General features: G+C 46.9%; 20 protein-coding genes and 1 riboswitch. Of the genes, 1 reads left to right on the plus strand and 19 read right to left on the minus strand.

Annotated features, from left to right (window positions below):
- Positions 1 to 9: 9 nt before the first annotated feature.
- The 6 genes from IEW11_RS07395 to IEW11_RS07420 form a co-directional block, all read right to left on the minus strand.
- Positions 10 to 690, minus strand: coding sequence for a CpsD/CapB family tyrosine-protein kinase (locus IEW11_RS07395; RefSeq protein WP_229725007.1), 681 nt, complete (start codon positions 688 to 690; stop codon positions 10 to 12).
- Complete coding sequence (locus tag IEW11_RS07400; RefSeq protein ID WP_188530422.1) at positions 674 to 1,435, minus strand: YveK family protein; 762 nt, start codon at positions 1,433 to 1,435, stop codon at positions 674 to 676. Before IEW11_RS07400 ends, IEW11_RS07395 begins: the two co-directional genes overlap by 17 nt.
- A 49-nt stretch (positions 1,436 to 1,484) precedes the next feature.
- Positions 1,485 to 2,264 (minus strand): tyrosine-protein phosphatase, encoded by a 780-nt coding sequence (locus IEW11_RS07405; RefSeq protein WP_188530423.1) that lies wholly within the window; start codon positions 2,262 to 2,264, stop codon positions 1,485 to 1,487.
- A 693-nt stretch (positions 2,265 to 2,957) separates the two neighbouring features.
- Positions 2,958 to 3,182 carry a helix-turn-helix domain-containing protein gene (locus IEW11_RS07410; RefSeq protein ID WP_188530424.1) on the minus strand — a complete coding sequence of 75 codons (225 nt, stop codon included), beginning with the start codon at positions 3,180 to 3,182 and terminating at the stop codon, positions 2,958 to 2,960.
- Positions 3,183 to 3,388: 206 nt separating this feature from the next.
- Entirely contained in the window at positions 3,389 to 5,227 is a 1,839-nt protein-coding gene (locus tag IEW11_RS07415; RefSeq protein WP_188530425.1) for a FapA family protein, read from the minus strand.
- Between the two features lie 77 nt (positions 5,228 to 5,304).
- Positions 5,305 to 5,390: riboswitch (cyclic di-GMP riboswitch) on the minus strand.
- A gap of 219 nt (positions 5,391 to 5,609) precedes the next feature.
- Entirely contained in the window at positions 5,610 to 6,200 is a 591-nt protein-coding gene (locus IEW11_RS07420) for a YhcN/YlaJ family sporulation lipoprotein (RefSeq protein ID WP_188530426.1), read from the minus strand.
- Between the two features lie 313 nt (positions 6,201 to 6,513).
- On the opposite strand from IEW11_RS07420, the gene IEW11_RS07425 reads away from it, so the two are divergent.
- Positions 6,514 to 7,509 carry a ketoacyl-ACP synthase III gene (locus tag IEW11_RS07425; protein WP_188530427.1) on the plus strand — a complete coding sequence of 332 codons (996 nt, stop codon included), beginning with the start codon at positions 6,514 to 6,516 and terminating at the stop codon, positions 7,507 to 7,509.
- A gap of 25 nt (positions 7,510 to 7,534) precedes the next feature.
- Here IEW11_RS07425 and IEW11_RS07430 read toward each other — a convergent pair whose 3' ends face one another.
- The 13 genes from IEW11_RS07430 to IEW11_RS07490 form a co-directional block, all read right to left on the minus strand.
- Positions 7,535 to 8,713 (minus strand): ATP-grasp domain-containing protein, encoded by a 1,179-nt coding sequence (locus IEW11_RS07430; protein WP_188530428.1) that lies wholly within the window; start codon positions 8,711 to 8,713, stop codon positions 7,535 to 7,537.
- On the minus strand, positions 8,710 to 9,843 hold the full coding sequence (locus IEW11_RS07435; RefSeq protein WP_188530429.1) for a DegT/DnrJ/EryC1/StrS family aminotransferase: 1,134 nt from the start codon (positions 9,841 to 9,843) through the stop codon (positions 8,710 to 8,712). Before IEW11_RS07435 ends, IEW11_RS07430 begins: the two co-directional genes overlap by 4 nt.
- Positions 9,844 to 9,870: 27 nt before the next feature.
- The gene (locus IEW11_RS07440; RefSeq protein ID WP_188530430.1) at positions 9,871 to 10,899 is read right to left on the minus strand and encodes a glycosyltransferase family protein; all 1,029 of its coding nucleotides are present in this window, start codon (positions 10,897 to 10,899) and stop codon (positions 9,871 to 9,873) included.
- A gap of 21 nt (positions 10,900 to 10,920) precedes the next feature.
- Positions 10,921 to 12,105 (minus strand): glycosyltransferase, encoded by a 1,185-nt coding sequence (locus tag IEW11_RS07445; RefSeq protein ID WP_188530431.1) that lies wholly within the window; start codon positions 12,103 to 12,105, stop codon positions 10,921 to 10,923.
- 6 nt (positions 12,106 to 12,111) lie between these two features.
- The gene (locus IEW11_RS07450) at positions 12,112 to 12,384 is read right to left on the minus strand and encodes a hypothetical protein (protein WP_188530432.1); all 273 of its coding nucleotides are present in this window, start codon (positions 12,382 to 12,384) and stop codon (positions 12,112 to 12,114) included.
- A gap of 22 nt (positions 12,385 to 12,406) precedes the next feature.
- Positions 12,407 to 13,738: a glycosyltransferase family 2 protein gene (locus IEW11_RS07455; RefSeq protein WP_229725008.1), complete on the minus strand. Its 1,332-nt coding sequence runs from the start codon at positions 13,736 to 13,738 to the stop codon at positions 12,407 to 12,409.
- Positions 13,735 to 14,799 carry a GT-D fold domain-containing protein gene (locus IEW11_RS07460; protein WP_229725009.1) on the minus strand — a complete coding sequence of 355 codons (1,065 nt, stop codon included), beginning with the start codon at positions 14,797 to 14,799 and terminating at the stop codon, positions 13,735 to 13,737. Before IEW11_RS07460 ends, IEW11_RS07455 begins: the two co-directional genes overlap by 4 nt.
- 81 nt (positions 14,800 to 14,880) lie before the next feature.
- Complete coding sequence (locus IEW11_RS07465; RefSeq protein ID WP_188530433.1) at positions 14,881 to 15,984, minus strand: CgeB family protein; 1,104 nt, start codon at positions 15,982 to 15,984, stop codon at positions 14,881 to 14,883.
- Entirely contained in the window at positions 15,981 to 16,703 is a 723-nt protein-coding gene (locus IEW11_RS07470) for a sugar phosphate nucleotidyltransferase (protein ID WP_188530434.1), read from the minus strand. The genes IEW11_RS07465 and IEW11_RS07470 overlap by 4 nt, the downstream gene beginning before the upstream one ends.
- 24 nt (positions 16,704 to 16,727) lie before the next feature.
- A complete protein-coding gene (locus IEW11_RS07475; RefSeq protein ID WP_188530435.1) occupies positions 16,728 to 17,459 on the minus strand; it encodes a glycosyltransferase family 2 protein in 732 nt (243 codons plus the stop codon).
- Positions 17,460 to 17,471: 12 nt separating this feature from the next.
- Complete coding sequence (locus tag IEW11_RS07480) at positions 17,472 to 18,578, minus strand: glycosyltransferase family 2 protein (RefSeq protein WP_188530436.1); 1,107 nt, start codon at positions 18,576 to 18,578, stop codon at positions 17,472 to 17,474.
- A 2-nt stretch (positions 18,579 to 18,580) separates the two neighbouring features.
- Positions 18,581 to 19,384: a glycosyltransferase family 2 protein gene (locus IEW11_RS07485; RefSeq protein ID WP_188530437.1), complete on the minus strand. Its 804-nt coding sequence runs from the start codon at positions 19,382 to 19,384 to the stop codon at positions 18,581 to 18,583.
- Positions 19,385 to 19,538: 154 nt separating this feature from the next.
- Positions 19,539 to 20,483, minus strand: coding sequence for a phosphotransferase (locus tag IEW11_RS07490; protein WP_188530438.1), 945 nt, complete (start codon positions 20,481 to 20,483; stop codon positions 19,539 to 19,541).

The raw sequence follows: 20,483 nt of genomic DNA on the forward strand, positions 1-20,483 counted from the left end.
CTATATTTTTTAGTTGGAGCTGTATTCATAATATGGGTAAGCTTCGTTTGTAGGGACCTGGTTCAGGGCGACCCCTACAATCCGCGCTTTAACAAATAACAATGCATCCCTGGCTTTGACAGCAAATTGGCGTTTAACCCTTTTGGAATTAATAACCAGAAGGACACCATCACAACGTGTCGATACGATCTGCGCATCGCTGACTGCCAGCACAGGCGGCGTATCGACCAATACAATGTCGTACATTTCTCTAAGCTCCTGCAGCAGTCCATCCATCCGTTTTGAGCCGAGCAGTTCGGATGGATTAGGAGGAATCGGCCCTGCGGTCATCACCTTCAAATTGGGAATCCGGGTATCCTGAATGGCTTCAATGATTCGTTTTTGTCCGGAAAGAATGGAGGTGACACCCACTCGGTTGGATAAGCGAAAGCTGTGATGTGCCGTTGGCTTTCGCAAATCCGCATCGATCAGCAGCACGGATTTTTCAGACTGGGCATACGCAACCGCCAAGTTATTCACGGTGGTCGTCTTCCCCTCATGCGGGCTGGCCGATGTGACCATTAGCATTTGCAGCGGGCGGTCTACTTCCGCATATTGCAGATTGGTCCGCAGCTTGCGATAAGACTCGGAGATGGGAGAATTCGGATTTAAATCCATAATGATCGGCCGTGCTTCAGGATGTCGTGACACTAGACGCTTCACCTGCTTTCGAAGGGATGGTTGCGGAAGCTTTCCGCTTCTTGAAATCCTTCTGCCTGATAGACGGGATCATGACCAGCGTCGGCAGTCCGAGATAACGCTGCACATCGGATTCATTCTTGATCGTGTCGTCAAAATAATCGAGCAGCATAACTAGTCCGATACCAAGCAGAAGTGAAAACACGACGCTAATGGCGATATTCAGCAATGGATTAGGTTTAACGGGGGCCGGGAGCTTAGCCGGATCAGCCATATGCAGCAGATAAACGTTATCCACCCGCATGATTTTTGATATTTGTTGTTGGAATACTTCGGATATCGAATTAACAACCCTCGCAGCTTTCTTGTAGTCTGTATCTTGGTAGGCCAAGGTAATGACCTGTGTGCCATTCACCGAGCTAAAGCGGATTTTGCGCATCAGCTCTTCGGTCGTTACGCCTAATTCCGGGTGCTTCTGTACGACAACATCCATAATTGCCGGTGTGCGGATGATCTCTTTGTATGTATTGATCAGACTAATATTGGTGTTAATCGCATTTAAGTCCAGCTTCAGCATGCCGGGCTGGTCATTGGGCGAATTAACGATTAGCTTCGTATAGGCCTGGTAAACGGGCTTAAGCAGCATGTAACTGAATAAACCTGATGCCGCTGCTCCAAGAACGATGACGAGCAGCACGATCCAGATCCGTTTGCGGATCAGTGAAACATAGTATCTTAAGTCAAGCTGTATATTCAATTGCGTAACCTCCATCATTTTTTGAATCAGAAAGACGGCTCTGCTCTCTTCATATTTTGAACGAAGGCCATCCGGCTAATAGCCTTCCTGGGCCTCTTGGTGCAATATACGGCCTTCGTAATATTGACAAATTGTGAAGAACTGCATAGGCATTTGCTTTGAAATATTCCGTTGTCGATAATCCGAATCGGCTGCTCACGACATTGTAGGCTTCAAGCAGTTGGTAGGGCCTGGTCGTCAGGTTATGTGCATCCGAAGCGATCAGATGAATCAGATTGCGCTGAATCAAGGTATATGCTAACCGCAAAACCTTTCTGCCGAATATGCCGGTCAATGAGTGTGAGGTGACCTGACAGAGCGCCCCGGCAAGCACTAGCTCAGCCAATCGCTCCGGACGCCCGGCAATTTCCGCGTTGCGTTCCGGGTGGGCGATGATCGGCGTGAGCCCCGCTATGGAAAGCTCATGAATCGTATCCTCGAAACGCTCAGGTATTCGTGAAGATGGAAATTCAATTAATAAATAACTAGAGGAACCAAGTGTATGGAGCTTTCCGCTTTCCAAGTCCTCAAGCAATTTTTCATGCGCCCTGATTTCCTGTCCGGGATAGACGTAAAGCGGTATGCCTCTGGCGTTTAATATGAAATTTAGTTCCTTTACCGCCTGCTCTACTTTAATGGCATCATTGTGGAAGGTCTCTTTGTGGTGTGGTGTGGCAATGATGGCAGTTACTCCATTATTCACAGCCGCCACCGCCAATTCGACGCTATCCTCCAAACGGGCAGGCCCGTCGTCCATCCCATGCAGGATGTGACTATGGATGTCAATCACGACTTTTCCTCCTGTCCTGAGAATGTGATTAGATTATGTCACAAATCGAAATAACGAATGAGGGAACAAAGGTTTAATTTGATTTAGGTGTTCTTGTTTATTTTCATCATTATTTTTATAAGCACGTTTTCCTAAATTGTGGATTTTAGTTCGAATAAAAAGAGGTCAAAAACAAAGATAATATGTAATTAATTTGCAAATAAAATTATTTTTGGATTATATGCGACCTATATCAAAAGGATTACGTTTTACAATATCTCAACAAGTCGATCTTCTTATAACCCATAACGGGTGAGAGGCTGTTTATTAATCATTTCTCATTTTTTTATTGTCAGAAAATTGTAATTTATTTCGGGATCACTAAGGACTTAAGCATGATTATGGTACCGGAGGAGGAGCAAGAGCTGGTTTATGACTGAATTCGATATTTCAACAATATTCCAACCGGAACCTGCCACAACATCCTAAGAACTACCATTTCAGGACTTTTCATGTAATAGCCCATACATTCACCCCGTACTCTAAGCCCATTGAATACGCCAGTTTAACCATTCAGTGCAGCGCAGCGCATAAAAACACGTATTTAGGCGTGATTACTCGCCTAATCCTTTAGAAATAATTATCAAAAAACCTCCCATCCAACTTCCCTTGCAGGAAGTATAGTTAGAAGGTCAAGAAAGAAGTGCCGATGAATTAGATTTGTAATTCCCCAAGCTTGATCAGCTCGACAACTGCCTGCGAACGACCTTTGACATTCAATTTTTGCATCACATTCGAGATATGGTTGCGTACGGTTTTTTCGCTGATGAATAACTGCTGCGCAATATCCCTTGTCGTTTTGTCCTGTACTAAAAGCTCAAAGACCTCGCGTTCACGATGAGTTAATAAAAATTTGCTCTTATGGTCGCTATCTTTCAAAGTTTGTCACCCCTCCTTGCTCGGGTTTTTATGGTATAACAAGGTTAAGGGATACAGTCAAATTATTTTATGAATTAGCTATACCAATGGTGCGGTATCACAGAAAATTGGGCACGGTACAGAGCTGATCGCACAAAAAAAGACAAGGATGCAAATGCTTCCTTGTCTCAGGCTTATATTCTTACCTCATATTATTTGAAGCTGCCCTACTCAAATGTCTTATCTTCAATGGGCTCAAAGATATCGATGCAGCTTCGGTCAATGCATACTCTGCCCTCAAACATTTTCTTTATCATGACTTTCTTGGCCGCCTTAAGGGTGGTCCCTACTCCCGTGATCCCTCCGACATACATGGCCGATATTGTATCTCCGGCTTCAAGCTTCGAGCCTCTGCACACAGAGTTATCTAGAAAGAAAATAATATTGCCGGCTGAGTAGAGATCACATTGGATGACCCCTTCTTTTCTGATCAGGATATCTCCATTGGATTTTAATGTTGAATTTTGGCTTTGATTAATATTGATCTGGACATGGGCTTCTTGGCTTAACGCGATTCTCATGAAGGTTTCCCGGAGGATACGCAGAAAATCCTCCAACCTAGCGGCTGTCATCACTTCAACAATCTTCGCTGGATGCAGCGATAATTCCAAATAATATTTCAATTGCTGCATCGCTTCTTTATTTAAGGATTGAATGCTCGATATGACGCTTAACATTTCCTTAACGATTTCCGGCATTTGATTGTATTTGCTCTCAATAAGCAGTACCAACACTTGTCCATAACGAATGTGCTTGTTTTTTTTCCCTATTTCAGCCAACAGCATTTTTGTGCTGACCAGCATTTTTTCAATATATTGGATCAATTGGTTGGACGTGTTATAAAGCCTGTTATAGAGCATACCAAAGTAACCTGAGTACAAATTGCTTCCGATCACATTTCCTTGTACAGCTATGCTGCCTGTAGCGGTTAATGTCGAATTAAATACACTGCCTGAAATATAGATGTTTCCGAGCGATTCAATAATCATGTTATCCGTAACATCGCCATACACGACAACATCTCCTGCAAAGACGATGTTGCCTGTATGTAAATCAACATCCCCCGGCACAATGTAAGTCGTGTTGATGTCCAGGTATTTGATTTTGTTTCCGGTAATTCTAGGCCTTCCTTCTTTACGCGCAATCGCGATCGCTTCTGGTGTAATCTCGACATTTTGCTTCGCTACAATGCGGATGTCATTGACCGGATCAGGAAGCAGCACGTTGCCATAGACATCATAACCGGCCGTTCCTTCAACAAGCGGTGTCTTTCTGGCGATGACATCACCGTTTTTGACAGATGGGATATTCATATGATTTTTGTAGTCGATGGAGCCTTTGACCTCGTTGAATATGCTCTCAATATTTTCCGAGAAAAACAGGTTGAGCTGAGCATGCTGTCCTTGAACCGGCGCTTTTCCATACGCAAATTTTATAGGCTTGAAAGAAGGGTTAAGAATCTCGGCCTGAATCATCGCAATATCAAGATTCATCTTGATATTCATCTTCTCGACCGCTGATAAAACGTCCTGTAAATAAACGGTTTCCAGTATGATCGTTGGATCTTCCTCCGCACGAAGCACCGCATACAACGTTGTGGCAACCTCCTTTAAAATCCAGGCATGCCGCCGGGTACGGTTGATGGTTAAATAAGCTTCCAATTTGTCTTCCGATACCGTTATTTCAAATAATGGCTTTTCTTCGATTCTCCACTCAATATTACTCGCGGAAGAAACCTTCGTCTCACCAATTGCTTCTTGCCCGTCTATGTATAATCTAACAGGCAGCTTTGCATTGATGATAGGAATTCGTCCCCCGTTGGATGGATTTCCGACAATGATCTTTCCATGCTCTACTTTTATAAAGCCATCGATAATTTTATCATTTATCTCTACATTTTGACCGGAATATCCGGCCTCCTGATGTTCTTCATGCAGCTGATTGGACTCCTGGTCCAGCTTCTTCAATAATTTCAATATTTCTTGCTCACTCATATGTTCAGCCATAGCATTGCAACACCTCACAAAAATAAAATAAAAAAAAACATCCAAAATGAGTGATGTTTTTAAACGCTCAGCTCATCTTCGGGAACCAGGCGACCATAGAATTTTCTTCCTTAGGCCCATAGCTTTGCGTCTCTATCTTTCAATAGATTTGCCGTTTCGAATAAGTCGGTATATGTAATTGATGTTAGCTATATTGTATTGGTGTCATGAAAATATTTCAACAAGAATATATTTGGAAGTTCGACACATTTCGACATCCTATTCGTTTAGAACCTTTTTTTTGTAACAAAAACATCAAAATTTTTGGTATCGAATACCTATTTACTTATTGAATGACGCCAGCGGAATATCTGCCGCTGACGTCAATATTGAATACACGATCTTATCGAATAATGCTGGTGCCCGAATCTGCTGGAAATATGCGATCCACCATTGCGTTAAACTCAGCAATCAAGGCTTGTACAGGTTTGCCGCTGCGGGCATAGTTCATATAATTCGTCATGCGCCCCACAAAGTCCGGATTGGCCGATACGTAAACGTTCACGATATCCGGATTCATCGCTTTGATCTCAGCTGCAATTTGATGTTTAAACGCGCTGCTAACTTCACCGCCATCATTCTTTTGCGGAACGATAGCAACATAAGCATTTTTGTCCCCCATCATGACATATGCCGCATCGACATTCATCATCCCCGTTACCCGATCGGCAGCTTTTTCACTCATGTCAATGTGATAATTTCGATGGGTACCGATCACATTATTACTGTTTAATCGACGTCCGTTGATACGGTTCATCTCATTCATCTGGTCATTTGCGAATCGCTTGTCGATCATTCGATTACCATTTGCATCATATTTAACGCTATTGGGGCGAATGTTTTTATTGCCCACATCCCCTTGCAGTTCAGAGCATCCCGTCAACATCACACCAATGACGGCACTTATGGCCAATATGATCCATTTTCGCTGCATTGTACCATCCTCCATTTGTACACTGAAGTAAACTTCTCATCAGTAGCGTTTGAAGACGAAGGTAACCTTATGCAAACAAAGTATGGTAAAATAAGGGTAAAGAAGAATTTTCACTCAACTTTGTGAATAACAAGCCGTTTCTTTCGGAAAAATGAAATTGCCATGTCTATGACGGGAAGGAACGATTCCTAGCTGCTGTCCCCCTCATTAATAATGTTTGACAGTCCCATCATTTTTATGTAGGATGAAATTATATTTTAGTACCTGGTACTAATACCTGATATACAATATTACGGAGGGGTGTGAATCACCGATGGCAGCCTCAGAATTTCACTCCAATGCACGGATAACTGCTATAGGCACTTATGTACCCGAGCGGATTTTAACCAATGAGGACCTGGAACAAATGGTCGACACGAACCATGAATGGATCGTCCAGCGTACCGGCATCGTGGAACGGAGAATCGCTGCAGATGATCAGTATTGCAGTGATCTTTGTTATGGTGCGGTTCGCAGCCTTCTAGAGAATTATCCGGTCACTGTCGAAGATGTCGATTATATCCTCGTCGCCACTTCAACACCTGACACGTTTTTTCCCAGTGTAGCTTCAAGGGTCCAAGCTTATTTCGGGATCCAGGCAGCAGGCGCGGTCGATCTCCAAGCAGCCTGTGCGGGCTTCGTCTCAGCATTGCAGGTAGCCAACGGCCTGCTCTTATCCGGTGCCTATCGGAAGATTCTTGTTATCGGCGCTGAAACGCTCAGCAAAATTACGGATTATACCGATCGAACCACTTGTATCCTATTTGGCGACGGGGCCGGAGCTGTATTGGTTGAGCCGGGCGACGAAGGGACATTTGTCGGTTCCTATGCCATAACCGATGGAAGCGCCGGACATCATTTGTACCGTTCCAGCTTGTCCCCGACAATCGGCTCCAGTGAAATTAGGCAGACAGGCCATATTGTGCAAAACGGCCGCGAGGTCTATAAATGGGCGGTTACGAGAATACCGGAAGGGATCCAGCAATTGCTTGCAAGTGCAGGCTTATCCGTCCATGACATCGATTGGTTTATTCCGCATAGCGCCAATCTGCGAATCATTGAATCCATTTGTGAACGAACCGGCATTCCCATGGAACATACGCTGCACAGTCTTGTCTATAACGGCAACACTTCTGCAGCATCGATACCGCTTGCCCTCCACGCAGGCGTGAAGGACGGTCGTGTCCAGCCTGGCAATCTGCTGCTGCTTTATGGATTCGGCGGCGGACTGACACAAGCTGCGCTGGTTGTAAAATGGTCGATCACTTAAACCGTTGAAGGGACGATATGCCCCCTCAACGGTTCAACGTGATCCTGATGTTCTTCTTTACCTCTTCCAAGCGTTCAAGCGTATCTTCCAGCCGTTCCCCCTTGACGATGATCTGGCCGATCCGGTCTGTGCCGACCTTGAACTTACGAACCGGATCTCCAATCCCGTAATCAAACGAGATCTGAATGATATCCTCATGAGGCTCGTTCCCGTTCTCCAGCCCCACAATCTCTCCATCCTGATTGGCAATTAACAGTTCACATGCGCAGGGCTGTGAAGCTGTAGATTGGAAATCCGGGTCCATATCAAGAGCAGCTCTGACCAACTGTTCATAATAATCGAATCCATAATAGGTCGATACGAGTTCAGGCAAGCATGTCGCCCCCGCTCTGCCGCCGATTTCGAGCACGTGCACCTCTTGATCTTTTAATATAAAATCCGCATTAATGGCACAATTATTCAAACGCAGCGCGCGAATGCTTTGTTCTAATTGGACCTGAATATCCTGGATCACTTGATCCGGCAGCTCATAGGGCACGTAGTGGCCGATCGGCACGCCGGCATCGCCATAAAACATAAGATCGCCATGCGGCATGACGAATTGAAGGCTGTTGTTATAGACAAATGCCTGCGCGCCAAACTCGATGCCTTCAATAAATTCCTCGACAATAAAGAAGTTCTGTTTTGTCGCCTTTATCACTTCAGCATAGGCGTATTCCACCTGTGAGGCCTGCTCCAGCTTTACGATGCCCTTGCTTCCACCGCTATCCACCGCTTTGAATACGAGCGGCAAAGACAGCGATTCGAAAGCACGGTAAGCTTCGTCTATCGATTTCGCTTTGATGCATTTTGCCGTCCTTACGCCATACTCCATAAACGCCTGCTTCATCTCCCATTTGTTGGATGAGAGAAGCGCAGACGTATAATTGATGCCGCTCAGCCCAAGCGTATCCACCACTTTGCCGATCGCTTTGACGGCGACGTCCGTACCGGTTGTGCAGATGCCGTCAATCTGCTCCTCCCGGGCGATTTCCACGACTTTCTCCGTATCCGTCGTATCCTCGTAATAGACTTTGTCAGCCCATGCAAATCCCGGGTAGTTTCCAGAGCGGCTTAAAACGATCACCTGCAGCCCCATTTTTTTCGCGGTTTGTATTAACGGCAGCTGAGAGATTCCTGCACCCAGAATCATAATTTTTTTCATGGCTTCAGCTCTCTTATCCGGCTGATGATCCGGTCCAGATCATGATCCGTTATATTCGGATGAATTGGTAAGGTAAGAATTTTTCTCCATACTTCAGAGGAGATCGGCACGACAGCTTTCAGGTGGATATAACACGGATGAAGGTGGCACGGGTAGTAGTGGACGCCGGAGGCGATATTTTTCTCTTGCAAATGGGTGATCATGCGATCCCTCAGGCCTTCGTCCTGCAGCTTAATTTGGAATAAATGCCATGAACTGCGGGCATACGGCTTTTCCTGCGGAAGCTCCATCCATTCCAAATCCTTCAGCTCAGCCTGGTAGCGCTCGGCAATTTGTCTGCGCCTTGCGTTTAACTGGTTCAGTTTATTCAACTGTACGAGACCGATTGCCGCCTGCAAATCATTCATATGATATTTGTAACCGACTTCATCGACAAAATACTGCCAAGCATACACCTTCTCGCCCGATGAACGCATCCACGTATCCCGGGAAATGCCGACCCATCTTTTCTCGCGCAGCTTTCGGTTCATCCATTCTGCCTTGCAGGTAACCGCTCCGCCTTCACCGCTGGTCAAATTTTTGACCGCATGAAAGCTGAAGCAGGTCACGTCGCCGACCGATCCGATGCGCCGGCCTTTATATTCGGCACCGCAGGCATGCGCTGCGTCTTCGACCACCTTGATTCCTTTCGCTAAAGCCAGCTCATGCACAGCATCCATGTCGCAAGGATGGCCGCCCATATGGACGACGATGATCGCCTTGGTATTGTCTGTAATTTTGCGCTCGATATCGGCTACCGACAGATTCATCGAGTCATGCTCGAGATCGGCAAAGACAGGTTTCGCGCCGACATAACTAACGGCATGAACGGTAGAGATGAAGGTAATGGAAGGCACGATGACTTCATCGCCCGGCCCAATCCCCAGCACATCCAGCGCCAAATGCAGGGCGGCTGTGCCGGAATTGAGCGCAACCGCGAAACGGCTGCCTGCGAAACCGGCAAACTGCTGCTCGAACTGCTCTGTTTTGGGTCCGAGGCCAAGCCAGCCGGAACGTAAAACCTCGGTTACCGCATCAATTTCCTCCTGGCCAATGCTAGGCTGCAGAACAGGTATCAGTTTATCCTCCAAGAGAACATCTCCTTTCTTTATCCCATCTTAGTTAGGCATCAAAATTTGTGTACGCCAACGATCGGCGCATGCTGCCACTGAAAAGTTTTCTCTCGCCTCACGTTCTGCTTTATCCATGATCTTTTCCCTCAGCTCAGGGTTTTCGATCAGCTCGGCCATCGACTCGTACCAATCGTCCTTCGTTCTCGAGACAAGCAGCCCGTTTTCTTTGTGTTTGACCCAGTCCGTGTAAGCAGGCGATGCGGAATAGATGCCGGGGATCCGGCAGGATGCATACTCGCGGAATTTATTGTTCGTTTTGCAATCATGCAGCAGCGTTTGTTCCAGCGGCGCCAGTCCGATGTCCCACTTCGACCGGTACAGGCGCTTCAAGAAGCTTTTATAATCCGAATCGTGATGGCGGACATGCACCTGCTGTTTCCCTTCAAGCTCCTCGGGAGCATATCCGAAAAATTCAATTCTGATTTTGTCCCCATACACTCTGAGAACTTTGCGAAGCGCTTTAACAACCGGTTCAAAGGCAAGCTGCTTCCTCCCGCCCTCATAACCGATTACGATTTTATCGTGATGCCTTTTTCGTTTCTCCACGCGGTCAATGATCGAAAAATCAACGCTGCCCGGAAAATAAACGACTTTTCTCGGTTTAAAATGCATTTCAATATGTTTGCCGAAAAATTTGGAGGCCACTTTTACCATCTGAGCATTTTTCAAAAAATTCACATACGTGCTTTTTCGGGAAGCTTCATGATAATAGCTTCCGATATCTGACCCGGGAGACATCGCAATAAAATGATCGTCGATCACATATACCGTTCTTTTGCCCATATCGTGAGCGATGTCCAGCCATTTATAAGCTTCCTTTTTCACCGTGCGAAAAAAGATGACGATGTCGGCAGAAGCAACCTTTGAAACACTGACATCATCCTCCGACTTGACATCATAACTGCATATTCCCGCTTTTTCCAGATGGCGAAAGGGCTGCTCAATGCCGATTTTATACGATGCGATTTTATCTGAACCGATGATGAGTGCGTGTATTTCCCCTCGTTTCCCCATCGTCTGTTCTCTCCTTCCGGCCTACGGTTTAAAAATATATTTGTTCCAATTCTCCACGCACGTATCCAGTGAAAAATGCTGTCTGGCCGCAGCTTCTGCATTTTCTTTGATGCGATGCCTCATCTCCGGATCCTCAATTAACTTCCTGATCCCTTCATACCAGCCTTCCTCCGTGTGTGGAGCGAGGTATCCTGTTTCCCCATGGGTGACCCAAGGCGTGTAGACAGGCGATTTGGAATAGATCCCCGGAATTTGGCATGCCGCATATTCGCGAAATTTGTTATTCGTCTTGCTGTTATTAAAAGAATGATTATGAAGCGGGGCCAGACCAATATCCCAAGTGCATTGTTTGAGCTTCCTGATAAAGCTTCTGTAGTCCATGCCCCCCTCTTCATAAGATACGCTCGGATGACCTTCTAATGAGGCAGGAACAAACCCGAAAAACTCCAGCCTTACAAATCCTCCATAGTAATCAAGTATTTTTTTCAATGCTGGAATGACAGGAGCAAAATCCTCCTCTTTAACGCCGCCTTCATACCCGATAACCACCTGCATATCATTCCGCTCATCTTTTGACTGTTGATCAATCCAGGCAAAATCTACGCTACCCGGAAAATAAACCACATTGTTGTTATACCGCTTCTGTATATATTCACCGAGCTCCAAGGCATCGACTTTCACCGTTTTTGCGTTTTTCAAAAACTTGATGAACGTTTCGCGGCGCTCAGGTTCGCAATAGTAGAGACCGACCGGGGTGCCGGGATCCATCTCCAGAAAATTATCGTCAATCACATATACCGTCTGTTTCCTTAATTGATGCGCCAGCTCCATCAGCGTATAGGCTGCCGGCTCAACATTGCGCACAAACACAACCGTATTCGCTGCTGCAATCATCTCTTTGCTGACTTCATCTTCGCCCATAACTTCAAAATTGAAATTCCCGCGGTTTTTCAGCTCATTGAATGGTTGGATAACGCCAATATCCAGTGAAGGGATAAATCCGGCCGCGATGACCAGCACATCAGCCTTGGTTCGTTCTGCGATTGCTGTTGTATTGCTGGACAGGGCATCTGCGCGCCCTTGTTGAAAGCCGTCTGCTTTTCCCCGCTCAAAGCCTGCGATATGCCCCCTTTGGTAAGCGCTAATACGGACGGGTTGCTGCTTTCTCCTTTTTGCGGCGGGCCTTTGTTTTTTTCTCAGAGCCATCCCGTATCATTCTCCCTTATAGGCTTCTTGATGGCCGGCTTGCAACCCCTCGGCATAGCCGACATCGAATCCTTCATTGTATGCCTCGTCAAACCCTGCATCATAAGCTTTATTGTAAGAGACGTTTTGTTTTACCGGTATTTTTCTGCGTTTAAACGTTGTTCTTCTTCCTCTTTTGGTTATTTTTTTCACTGTCGTTTTCGTGCCGTTTCTTGTTATTGTTTTTCTGCCGCCGGCCGCCTTTGCAGGCACATCAGCGGATTTTTTCCGTTTTATCATTTGTCGCGCCTCCTCAAAGGGTTTATAGATTATCAGCCTTAATTACCGGAGGAGCAATGATGGGAGGCCCCTCCTCATCGATATTCAGCTCATGCTGATCAATTATCTGCTGTGCATACAGATCTAGCTGCCAGGAAGCTAATGCCTGGTGATTCATAAAACGATGGAGCTTCTTCCCTTTGCGCTGATAGACCGCCCCGCTTTCCGCTTTCACGAGCCTGCCTTCGGCCATGTCATTTGACTGGGATGGCGTGCGCAAAGCTTGAATGCGCCGTTTCACTTCTTCCGCGGAGATCCCTGCGCCCAGCTCCCAATTGCGCAGATCGATTTGGGAAACGCGAACCGCCAGCAGGCCGCCGCTGCCGTTAATCGGGGATCTCTTCCCATTCTCTACCCAGTACATCGTTGAACCGGCTCCCTGCACAGTCACACAGGTTGGATACGAATCAACCGTCCGAAGCGTTAAACCGTTCATCTTCGGCAGCCAATCAAGAGATAACAATCCGTTCGGATCAACCCACTTATTGGCATAAAACGAAAGATTCTTCTCATACACCTGGTTAAATCGATCGTTTAATGATTTCATGCTTACGCTGCCGTAATGATGAATAAACGTATCCTTGGCGATCACTAGCTGCAAACCGAGCAGCCGGGCACGAAGCCCGTAATCGTCATCTTCACAATTGCCGATCTCAAACCCCTCGTCAAAATAACCTAGCCGGTTAAAAACATCCCGCTTAAGTAACATGCAAAAACCCGTCAATCTGCCTATTATGGTCCACCGCTCTGGATTGGATTGATTGTAGCTGTTGGCAAACTGCTGCATTTCCGTCATATTCGTATAGCTGATACCGATTAATTGATCCCCGCTGATGTAATTGGTGACCGGCCCGACAATTCCAAATCGCGGATTGCTGTGCAGACAGGCGAGCAGATTCGACAGCCAATGCGGGGTAACCACCGAATCGTTGTTTAAAATCATCAATGTCGATCCTCTTGCCATCATGAGACCTTGGTTCACCGCTCCCGCAAAGCCCAGATTCTCTTTGTTGATCCGGAAACGGAGACCTCCGGCAGCCTTAAGATAATCCGCTGTACCGTCAACCGATGCATTATCGATAATAATCAGTTCATATGGCTCCGGAGTATAACGAACAATGCTCTCGATGCATTCTTTCAGATATAACAGCTGGTTATAGGTTGGTATAATGATACTCGTGCCGTCGAACGGTATGCTGTAGCCCGCGGCTCCCTCCAGTTTTCCGCGGCTGTAGCCGTCATGATAACCTTTGTTGAACCCTTTGTTATATCCATCGTTATAGCCGTCCGCCCGCTTCACCGCCTTGTTCATCATAAGACTGCTTCCCCTTTGACAAAAGAATCCGCCAGATGCCCGAAGTCGATGGCGACCTTACCAAGCTCGGTCGCAATCCGCTGCACAATAATGACAGCCGGGATACCCGCTCCGACGAGCGCAATATCAAATTCATGAACCGATAGCTCATTCATCACCCGCGGGATATCCAACATCCCATGTACAGGTGCGATAACACCAGTCACATGGATGCCGCTGCCCGATAACACCTGTGAAAGGCCGGGCGCGGTATTGCCGATTACCAGGACACGGCGGCCGGCAAGAATGCTCCTCAGATAGCCTTCCAAATACAACGAGTAGTTAATTGTCGATTGGGTCAGCTGCAGCTTGCGGTAATCGATGCCGTGAGCTTTCAATACGGCAAATGCAAGCGGCTGAAAATTCGGCAGCCTCAACTTTGGGATGCCGACAATGTCCGCTTTTTCCACAGCCTTTACCAGCTGATCCCTGGCCGCCAGATCCGGTATATGAATTCCCGCATAGCTTAGAAAGTGGCCTTCCTTCCGTACCTGTTCTTCATTCATTATCACTTCCTGCGCTAATGTGATTAACTCTCCGTCTCCGAGTCGAACGACCGACAACGGCTGGCGTGAATCCAAAGCGCTCTTTATCTGTCCGGCGACATCCGTTGCGCTAAGCAGAGGATAACGATGAGAATGCAGCTCCCTCACACCGGCCTCAATAATCTGCCCAATCGAAAGTTCGGGCAGAATATCCGATTCAGGCAGCAATGCATCCACAATCCCATCCCCTCCGTCATAGAGCCCCCTCTTATACTCATCCTCGGAGCCGCTGAACCGCTCCTTCCTGATAAGGGCAGGCACAGCCGCCTGGGCCGACTTGCGCATGGCTTCGTCATAGCCGGCATCAAAGCCCTGGTTGAAGGAAACAGCCGCTTGCTCCAGCAGCTTCTGTCGGTATGTGTTTAGGCCAAGCGGCCTTTTGAGCGCTGTTCTCCTTTTCTTGGAGCTTTGTTTATGGAAACGTTTGGGGGCTATCTTTTTTTTTGTTTTATTTAATCGCTGCGCAATGGTTATCACCCCATCTTACTCATAAAATCAATATATTCTTCACCCTATTTTAAGAAACGGGTACAGCCATCCATTTTGTCCTGCCGAAGGTTATGGAAATAGGATTGATAACATCTCGCCCAGCCTTTTTCGGTACGTATGATCCTTCCTCGTCCTCATAAATCCCCCCAGTGCGACACGCTGCCGCTCTTCTTCATGGCGTAAATAATAATCAATTTTCTGAATCAGCTCATCATCGGAAACGTAGGTGTCTATTTCAGTGCCCGGATGATATAAATGATGCATATCCTGACGGATGTCCGATAATTGAAGCGTGCCGCAGCCGGAAATTTCGAAGGTTCTCGGATTAACGGAAACAGCCGGGATTTTTCGGCTGTTGGCATTAAGCGTCTCATCGTCAAAGGCACGGTGAAGGTTGATGACAATTTTCGCTCCGTTGTAATAGCTGGCTGTCTCCTCCGGGCTCAACCAGTCGCCCAGCTTTATTTTGTCAGCGAGAAGATCATAGTTTTTGAGCCGGTCCCACCACCATCCAGCGATCATCACTTTCCGTTGTGCCAAAATCGGAGTTAATCGATCCACTAATTCGACCCGATTCCAAAAAGCCGTACCGATAAAGCAGATATCGGACTGGCGGGAGGTAGGCACCCGTTTCGGGTGAAATACGGCCGGGTTAACTGCGAACGGTAAATAATAAACTTGCTCACAGCCCAACTGCCGGTAAAAAGGCAAGCAGTTCAACTCAAGCGTAAACACATAATCGTAGCGGGGAGCTATTGCAATCGTCCAATCCGTATAATAAGGATCGTCCGTAAACCAGACGGCAGTCTTGAATCCGGCCTGCCGAAGCTGAGCGACTTTCTCAGCAGGCAGCACAACGCCGTTAAGAACGAGCACAAGATCCGGTCTGACGTTTCCTGCGATCATTGCAACATCGTCTGATGGACTGGCGACCGTTAGGTAACGCACCAGCCCTGCCAATCCTTCGATTACAGCCTGATCCAGCGCCGGATACGGGACGCCGATTCCGGCCGTAACATATAGAACGCGGATATCACGCCGTGCAGGTTCTTCTAATGCAGGAAGCCCTTTAAGGACAGCATCGTATAAGCCAATCCGGTAACCGTCACTGCGTCCCTGGCGAAAACCGGCATCCTGCCCTTCTCTCCTTGCCGATTGTTCCGGGAGATTCATTTCCTCTCACCGTCAAGCAAGCGGCCGCTAGCATAATAGAGGGAATTGAAGGTTCCCGCATCCGTCCACCAGCCGTTCAAAATATCATAGGCAAGCCGTTCTCCGGATGCATAAACATTGTTGACATCGGTAATTTCCAGCTCACCCCGCGCTGAGGGCTTTATCGTCCGAATCACATCAAACACACCGGAATCATACATATAAATCCCGGTGACGCAATAATCCGACTTCGGATTGGCCGGCTTCTCCTCGATGGATACAATTTTATTTTCCTTGATTACGGGAACCCCGTATCTTTGCGGGTCATGAACTTTTTTCAGAAGCACGCGAGCTCCTTCTTTTTGTTCTTGAAAAGCCTGCGCATAGGAGATCAAAGAATCCTCGAATAAGTTATCCCCAAGAAGCACAACGAACTTTTCACCCGGGCTGATAAAGGATTGTGCAAGGGACAACGCTTGGGCAATCCCGCCAGACTCTTCTTGTATTTTGTAGGTTAGACGAACCCCCAGTTCTTGTCCGCTGCCGAGCAGTTCAGTGAATAAACCCGCGGAATGTTTGCCGATAATCATCAAAATGTCATCAATCTTCGCTGCCCTGAGCTTTTCGATCGCATGGCAGATCATTGGAACATGGCCAACGGGTAGAAGATGTTTATTTATAATTTTTGTTAACGGATAAAGACGGCTGCCTGTGCCTCCGGCAAGAATAGCGCCTTTCATATAACCCTTCCTTTCTGCAGAATATCAATTTATATATATAGCCGGGTCGATCCCCCATTTATCGATAAACATTTGTCGATTGCGCTCAATAAGCTGCTTTACTTCCTGCTCATCCTGCTGCCCGAAGCTGGCGCTGCCATGATGAAAGACAAACACATCGCCGGCAATCATCATCCGGTATCCCGCATTCCTTGCCCGGAAGCAGTAATCGTCATCTTCGTAATGGCCAGGAGAGAATCGTTCGTCCAGCAGGCCGATCTTCTCCAGCAGCTCACGTTTAAACAGAAAACAAAACCCTACGATTCGATCCACTTTCAGCCACTTGCCCGGATCCGGTTCATTCAATTGATTGGCCATGTCCTCCAGACTGGTAAAAGGCATGTCGATCTGCTGCCTGCCGCTTGCATAGTTGGTCAATGGTCCGACGATGCCGATGTTTTTGCGGCTGTACAAGCAATCCAGCATATTCTTCAACCAGTTCTTAGATACGAGAACATCATTGTTTAAAAGCAGCAATGTATCACCGGATGCGATTTTCAGCCCCATATTACACGCTTTTGGAAAACCGGCATTACTGGCCAAAGATATAAAGGTTATTTGCTCCTGCCTGCAAATATCAGCTGTTCCATCGGTAGAGCCGTTATCAACGACGATGATTTCATACGGCTCTTCCGTATGGCGCTTAATGGTGTATATGCAATCTTTAAGCAGCTCTTTGCCGTTGTAAGTCGAGATAATGATGCTTGTTTTTTTCATAGCCTCCACCTTCTAATGCAAGGTTAGCTTTCTTTGTCTGATATGATCCGGATAAGATAGCCGTGAACCTTTTCGTTCCAAAGCCGTTTTTAACGCCTCGATGTGATCCCCGATAATCAATTCCGATACATTGTTTCTCTGGCCAACATTGCGCGTTCGCAGCCGGTTCCTTGTAATAACATCCACACTGGCTGCAGAGCCTACCTTCAATCCCATGTCAATGGCGATAACCTGCGCTTTCGGAGGAACGGCCAAATTGGCATACCCGATTTGCTGTGCCGCCTGTTTTTTCATTGCATGCGGGATTGCGGTCAGCGAATTTGCACCAAGATCGGGTCTTGACATGGAACGGTTGACGAATTCCTTAACCGTGGTGACATAATCTCTTCTGGAGAATAAGCCGAGATAAGGCGAGATATTATTCAGCGCAATATCCATCCCTTGCTCGACCGCGTCGATGAATGGAACCAGATGCTCTGCAAAAACCGGAAAATCGCCGTCAAGAAACATCAATATTTCGGATTCGGCCAACTTGGCTCCAACTGCCCGGCCGACATCGTGTCCTAACGGATGATGATAATGGACAACGGTTGCCCGGGATTGATTCCGGATGATTTCAAAACTCTCATCTGTCGAACCGTTCACGATAAAGATCATTTCATGGAGCGGCAGCCTGTGAAGCTGCTCAATAACACTTGCAATCGTATCTTTTTCATTCATTACCGTAACAATTGCGGCAATCGTTTTATCCGATGGAACCAGTACCCAATTCGGTGTATATCCGCTTGTATGCTTGCGGTATCCTGCCACAAATTTGGCGGCTGCCACATGATAAAACGGCCATGGCAGTCTTTTTACTGAACGATACCATCTGGTCCAGCATTCATTCACTTTTTTCTGCGGATCCGTTTCAGATGCCTTTGACCCTTCTTCCAATAACGTACCAGCCGTAGAAGCAGCAAGCAGACCCGCTCGGAAGGCTTTCTCTCCCCAATCGATACCGGCTGCTTTCAGCGGCCTTTTAAAGCTGCGCGTCCCTTTGCCGATTCGGCTTCTCTTTGGCGATTTTCGCAATTTACGGGTCCTGCCGTTAGGCCCTCGCGTTTTTTTATTGATCATCTTCATACACTCTCTCTGTTTCGTGAGAGATCATACCGGTTCCCCCGCTCGCCTGATTTCGTGATGAACCAGTCAATTGCCTCCAAATGGTCACCTACGATCAATTGCTCAAGCGGATCGTTTCCTTTTCGTCTCCCCCTTCGAGGATTTGTTTTGCCAACCTCTACATAGTGAACACCCTGGACATTCAATCCGTTATATAATGCTATGGCCTGAGCCTTAGGTGGAATAGCCAACTGCTCGCTCCCGATCAAATCTCTTGCTCTTCGGCTGATTGCATGGGGAATCGTCGTCATGGAGGCGCCCTTCAAATCGGGATTCGAGACGATGATGTTCAGCGTATGTTTTGCCAGGATGACACTGTGTACGTGCTGTTTATCTGTTGGTCCGAGGTACTTATTCAACGCCACATCCACGCCGTTGTTCACCGCTTTAATCAGGGGGACCAAATCCCGGGTCGGTATGATAATGTCTCCATCCGTAAACAGCAGAATTTCCCCTTTGGCCTCCCTGGCTCCAATGCTTCTACCCACATCATGGCCTAGCGGATGGTCATAGCGAATTACTCTCGCACCGATTTTTTGTGCCAACTCTGCCGAACCGTCAGTGGATCCATTGGCCACTACGATGACCTCCGTCTCCGGATGCACCCGATAAGCATGGCGGATGACTGCCGCGATCGTTCTTCGCTCGTTCATAACAGGGATGATCACAGATACTTTAGGGGATTCTGAATTCTTGATCGTATACAAATAGCTTTGGATCCTCTTTCTTTTTCCGGGCTTCATATGACTTTGTTTCGGCATGTTTCTCACCTGCCTAATAAAGATTTAAGAAGTGTGCTACATTCAGTTTATGTACTGGTTGTTTATCTGTAACGGCATTCGTACCAGGAGGGGAAAATAGGGATGGCCTCTAACCGCTATCGAACTCGGCCACTCCCCATTCCCTCCCTCTATTTTACTGATATTTCCGCAGCTCCCCGATCATCCGCTCTTTCTCAAGCTCCAGGCCAATGATGTCTTTGATTTGGTCCAAATTTCGTCTCGCCTTCTTTTTGCGTATCAATATATACAGCTTGGTAAAAAGCCGATGGGGAAACAGTGCATCCATGTAATAAATCTGCTCGTATCGTTTACCCTGGGGATATCTTGAAAAATACGTTTCATAGTAGGAGGATAAAATAATATCCGGCATGATAAACCGAAGATCTTTGACCGGCGAGTCGATACCGGAACGCTCAAAATCGATAATCCACAGCTTTCCTTTTTTTGATTTCAATACATTGGAACTGTAGAAATCCCCGTGCGTCAGCAGATTTTTCCGGTTAACCTCGTCGATATGCTCATCAAGCAGCGTTGCTCGCTTGGATATCGATATACATTTTTCCGCCATATTTATGCAATGACGCATATCCCTTGGCAGAGCATATTTTCCCATCCACATTTTCAAGCAGCGCAATTTATATTCGTATTCTGCGATCCAATCGCTCTTATGTTCTACTTGTACTAACTTGGAACGGTACATAGAAAGCGATCGGGGTAAAACCGCCTCCCTGTGGAAATCACCGATGATTTTCGTACGCTCTTTAATCGATGCCGTGCTGCCTTTGACGTACTCGGTTAGAAAGTAATGATATGATTGGTCTTCTACAAATACTTCTTTATTGATCGTTGGAATAACGGCAGGAGTAGGCAGTCCTTTTTGAGATAGTTCGTGTTGAAGCAGGATGGAAAAAATCGGAGCCTTGCGGTGCTTCTTACTGCACTTCAAAACATATTTATTATGATCGACAGTTACTTTCCATACGGATTTGTCCGGTTCATTCTGTAGCCACCTGATCCTGGGCTGCTTATTGCCAAAGTACAATTTCAAAACCGCCATCGCTTTTTCTTCGGACGACAT

Origin of the sequence: Paenibacillus abyssi, assembly GCF_014640295.1 — a bacterium.
In the GTDB taxonomy this organism is placed as follows: domain Bacteria; phylum Bacillota; class Bacilli; order Paenibacillales; family Paenibacillaceae; genus Paenibacillus_D; species Paenibacillus_D abyssi.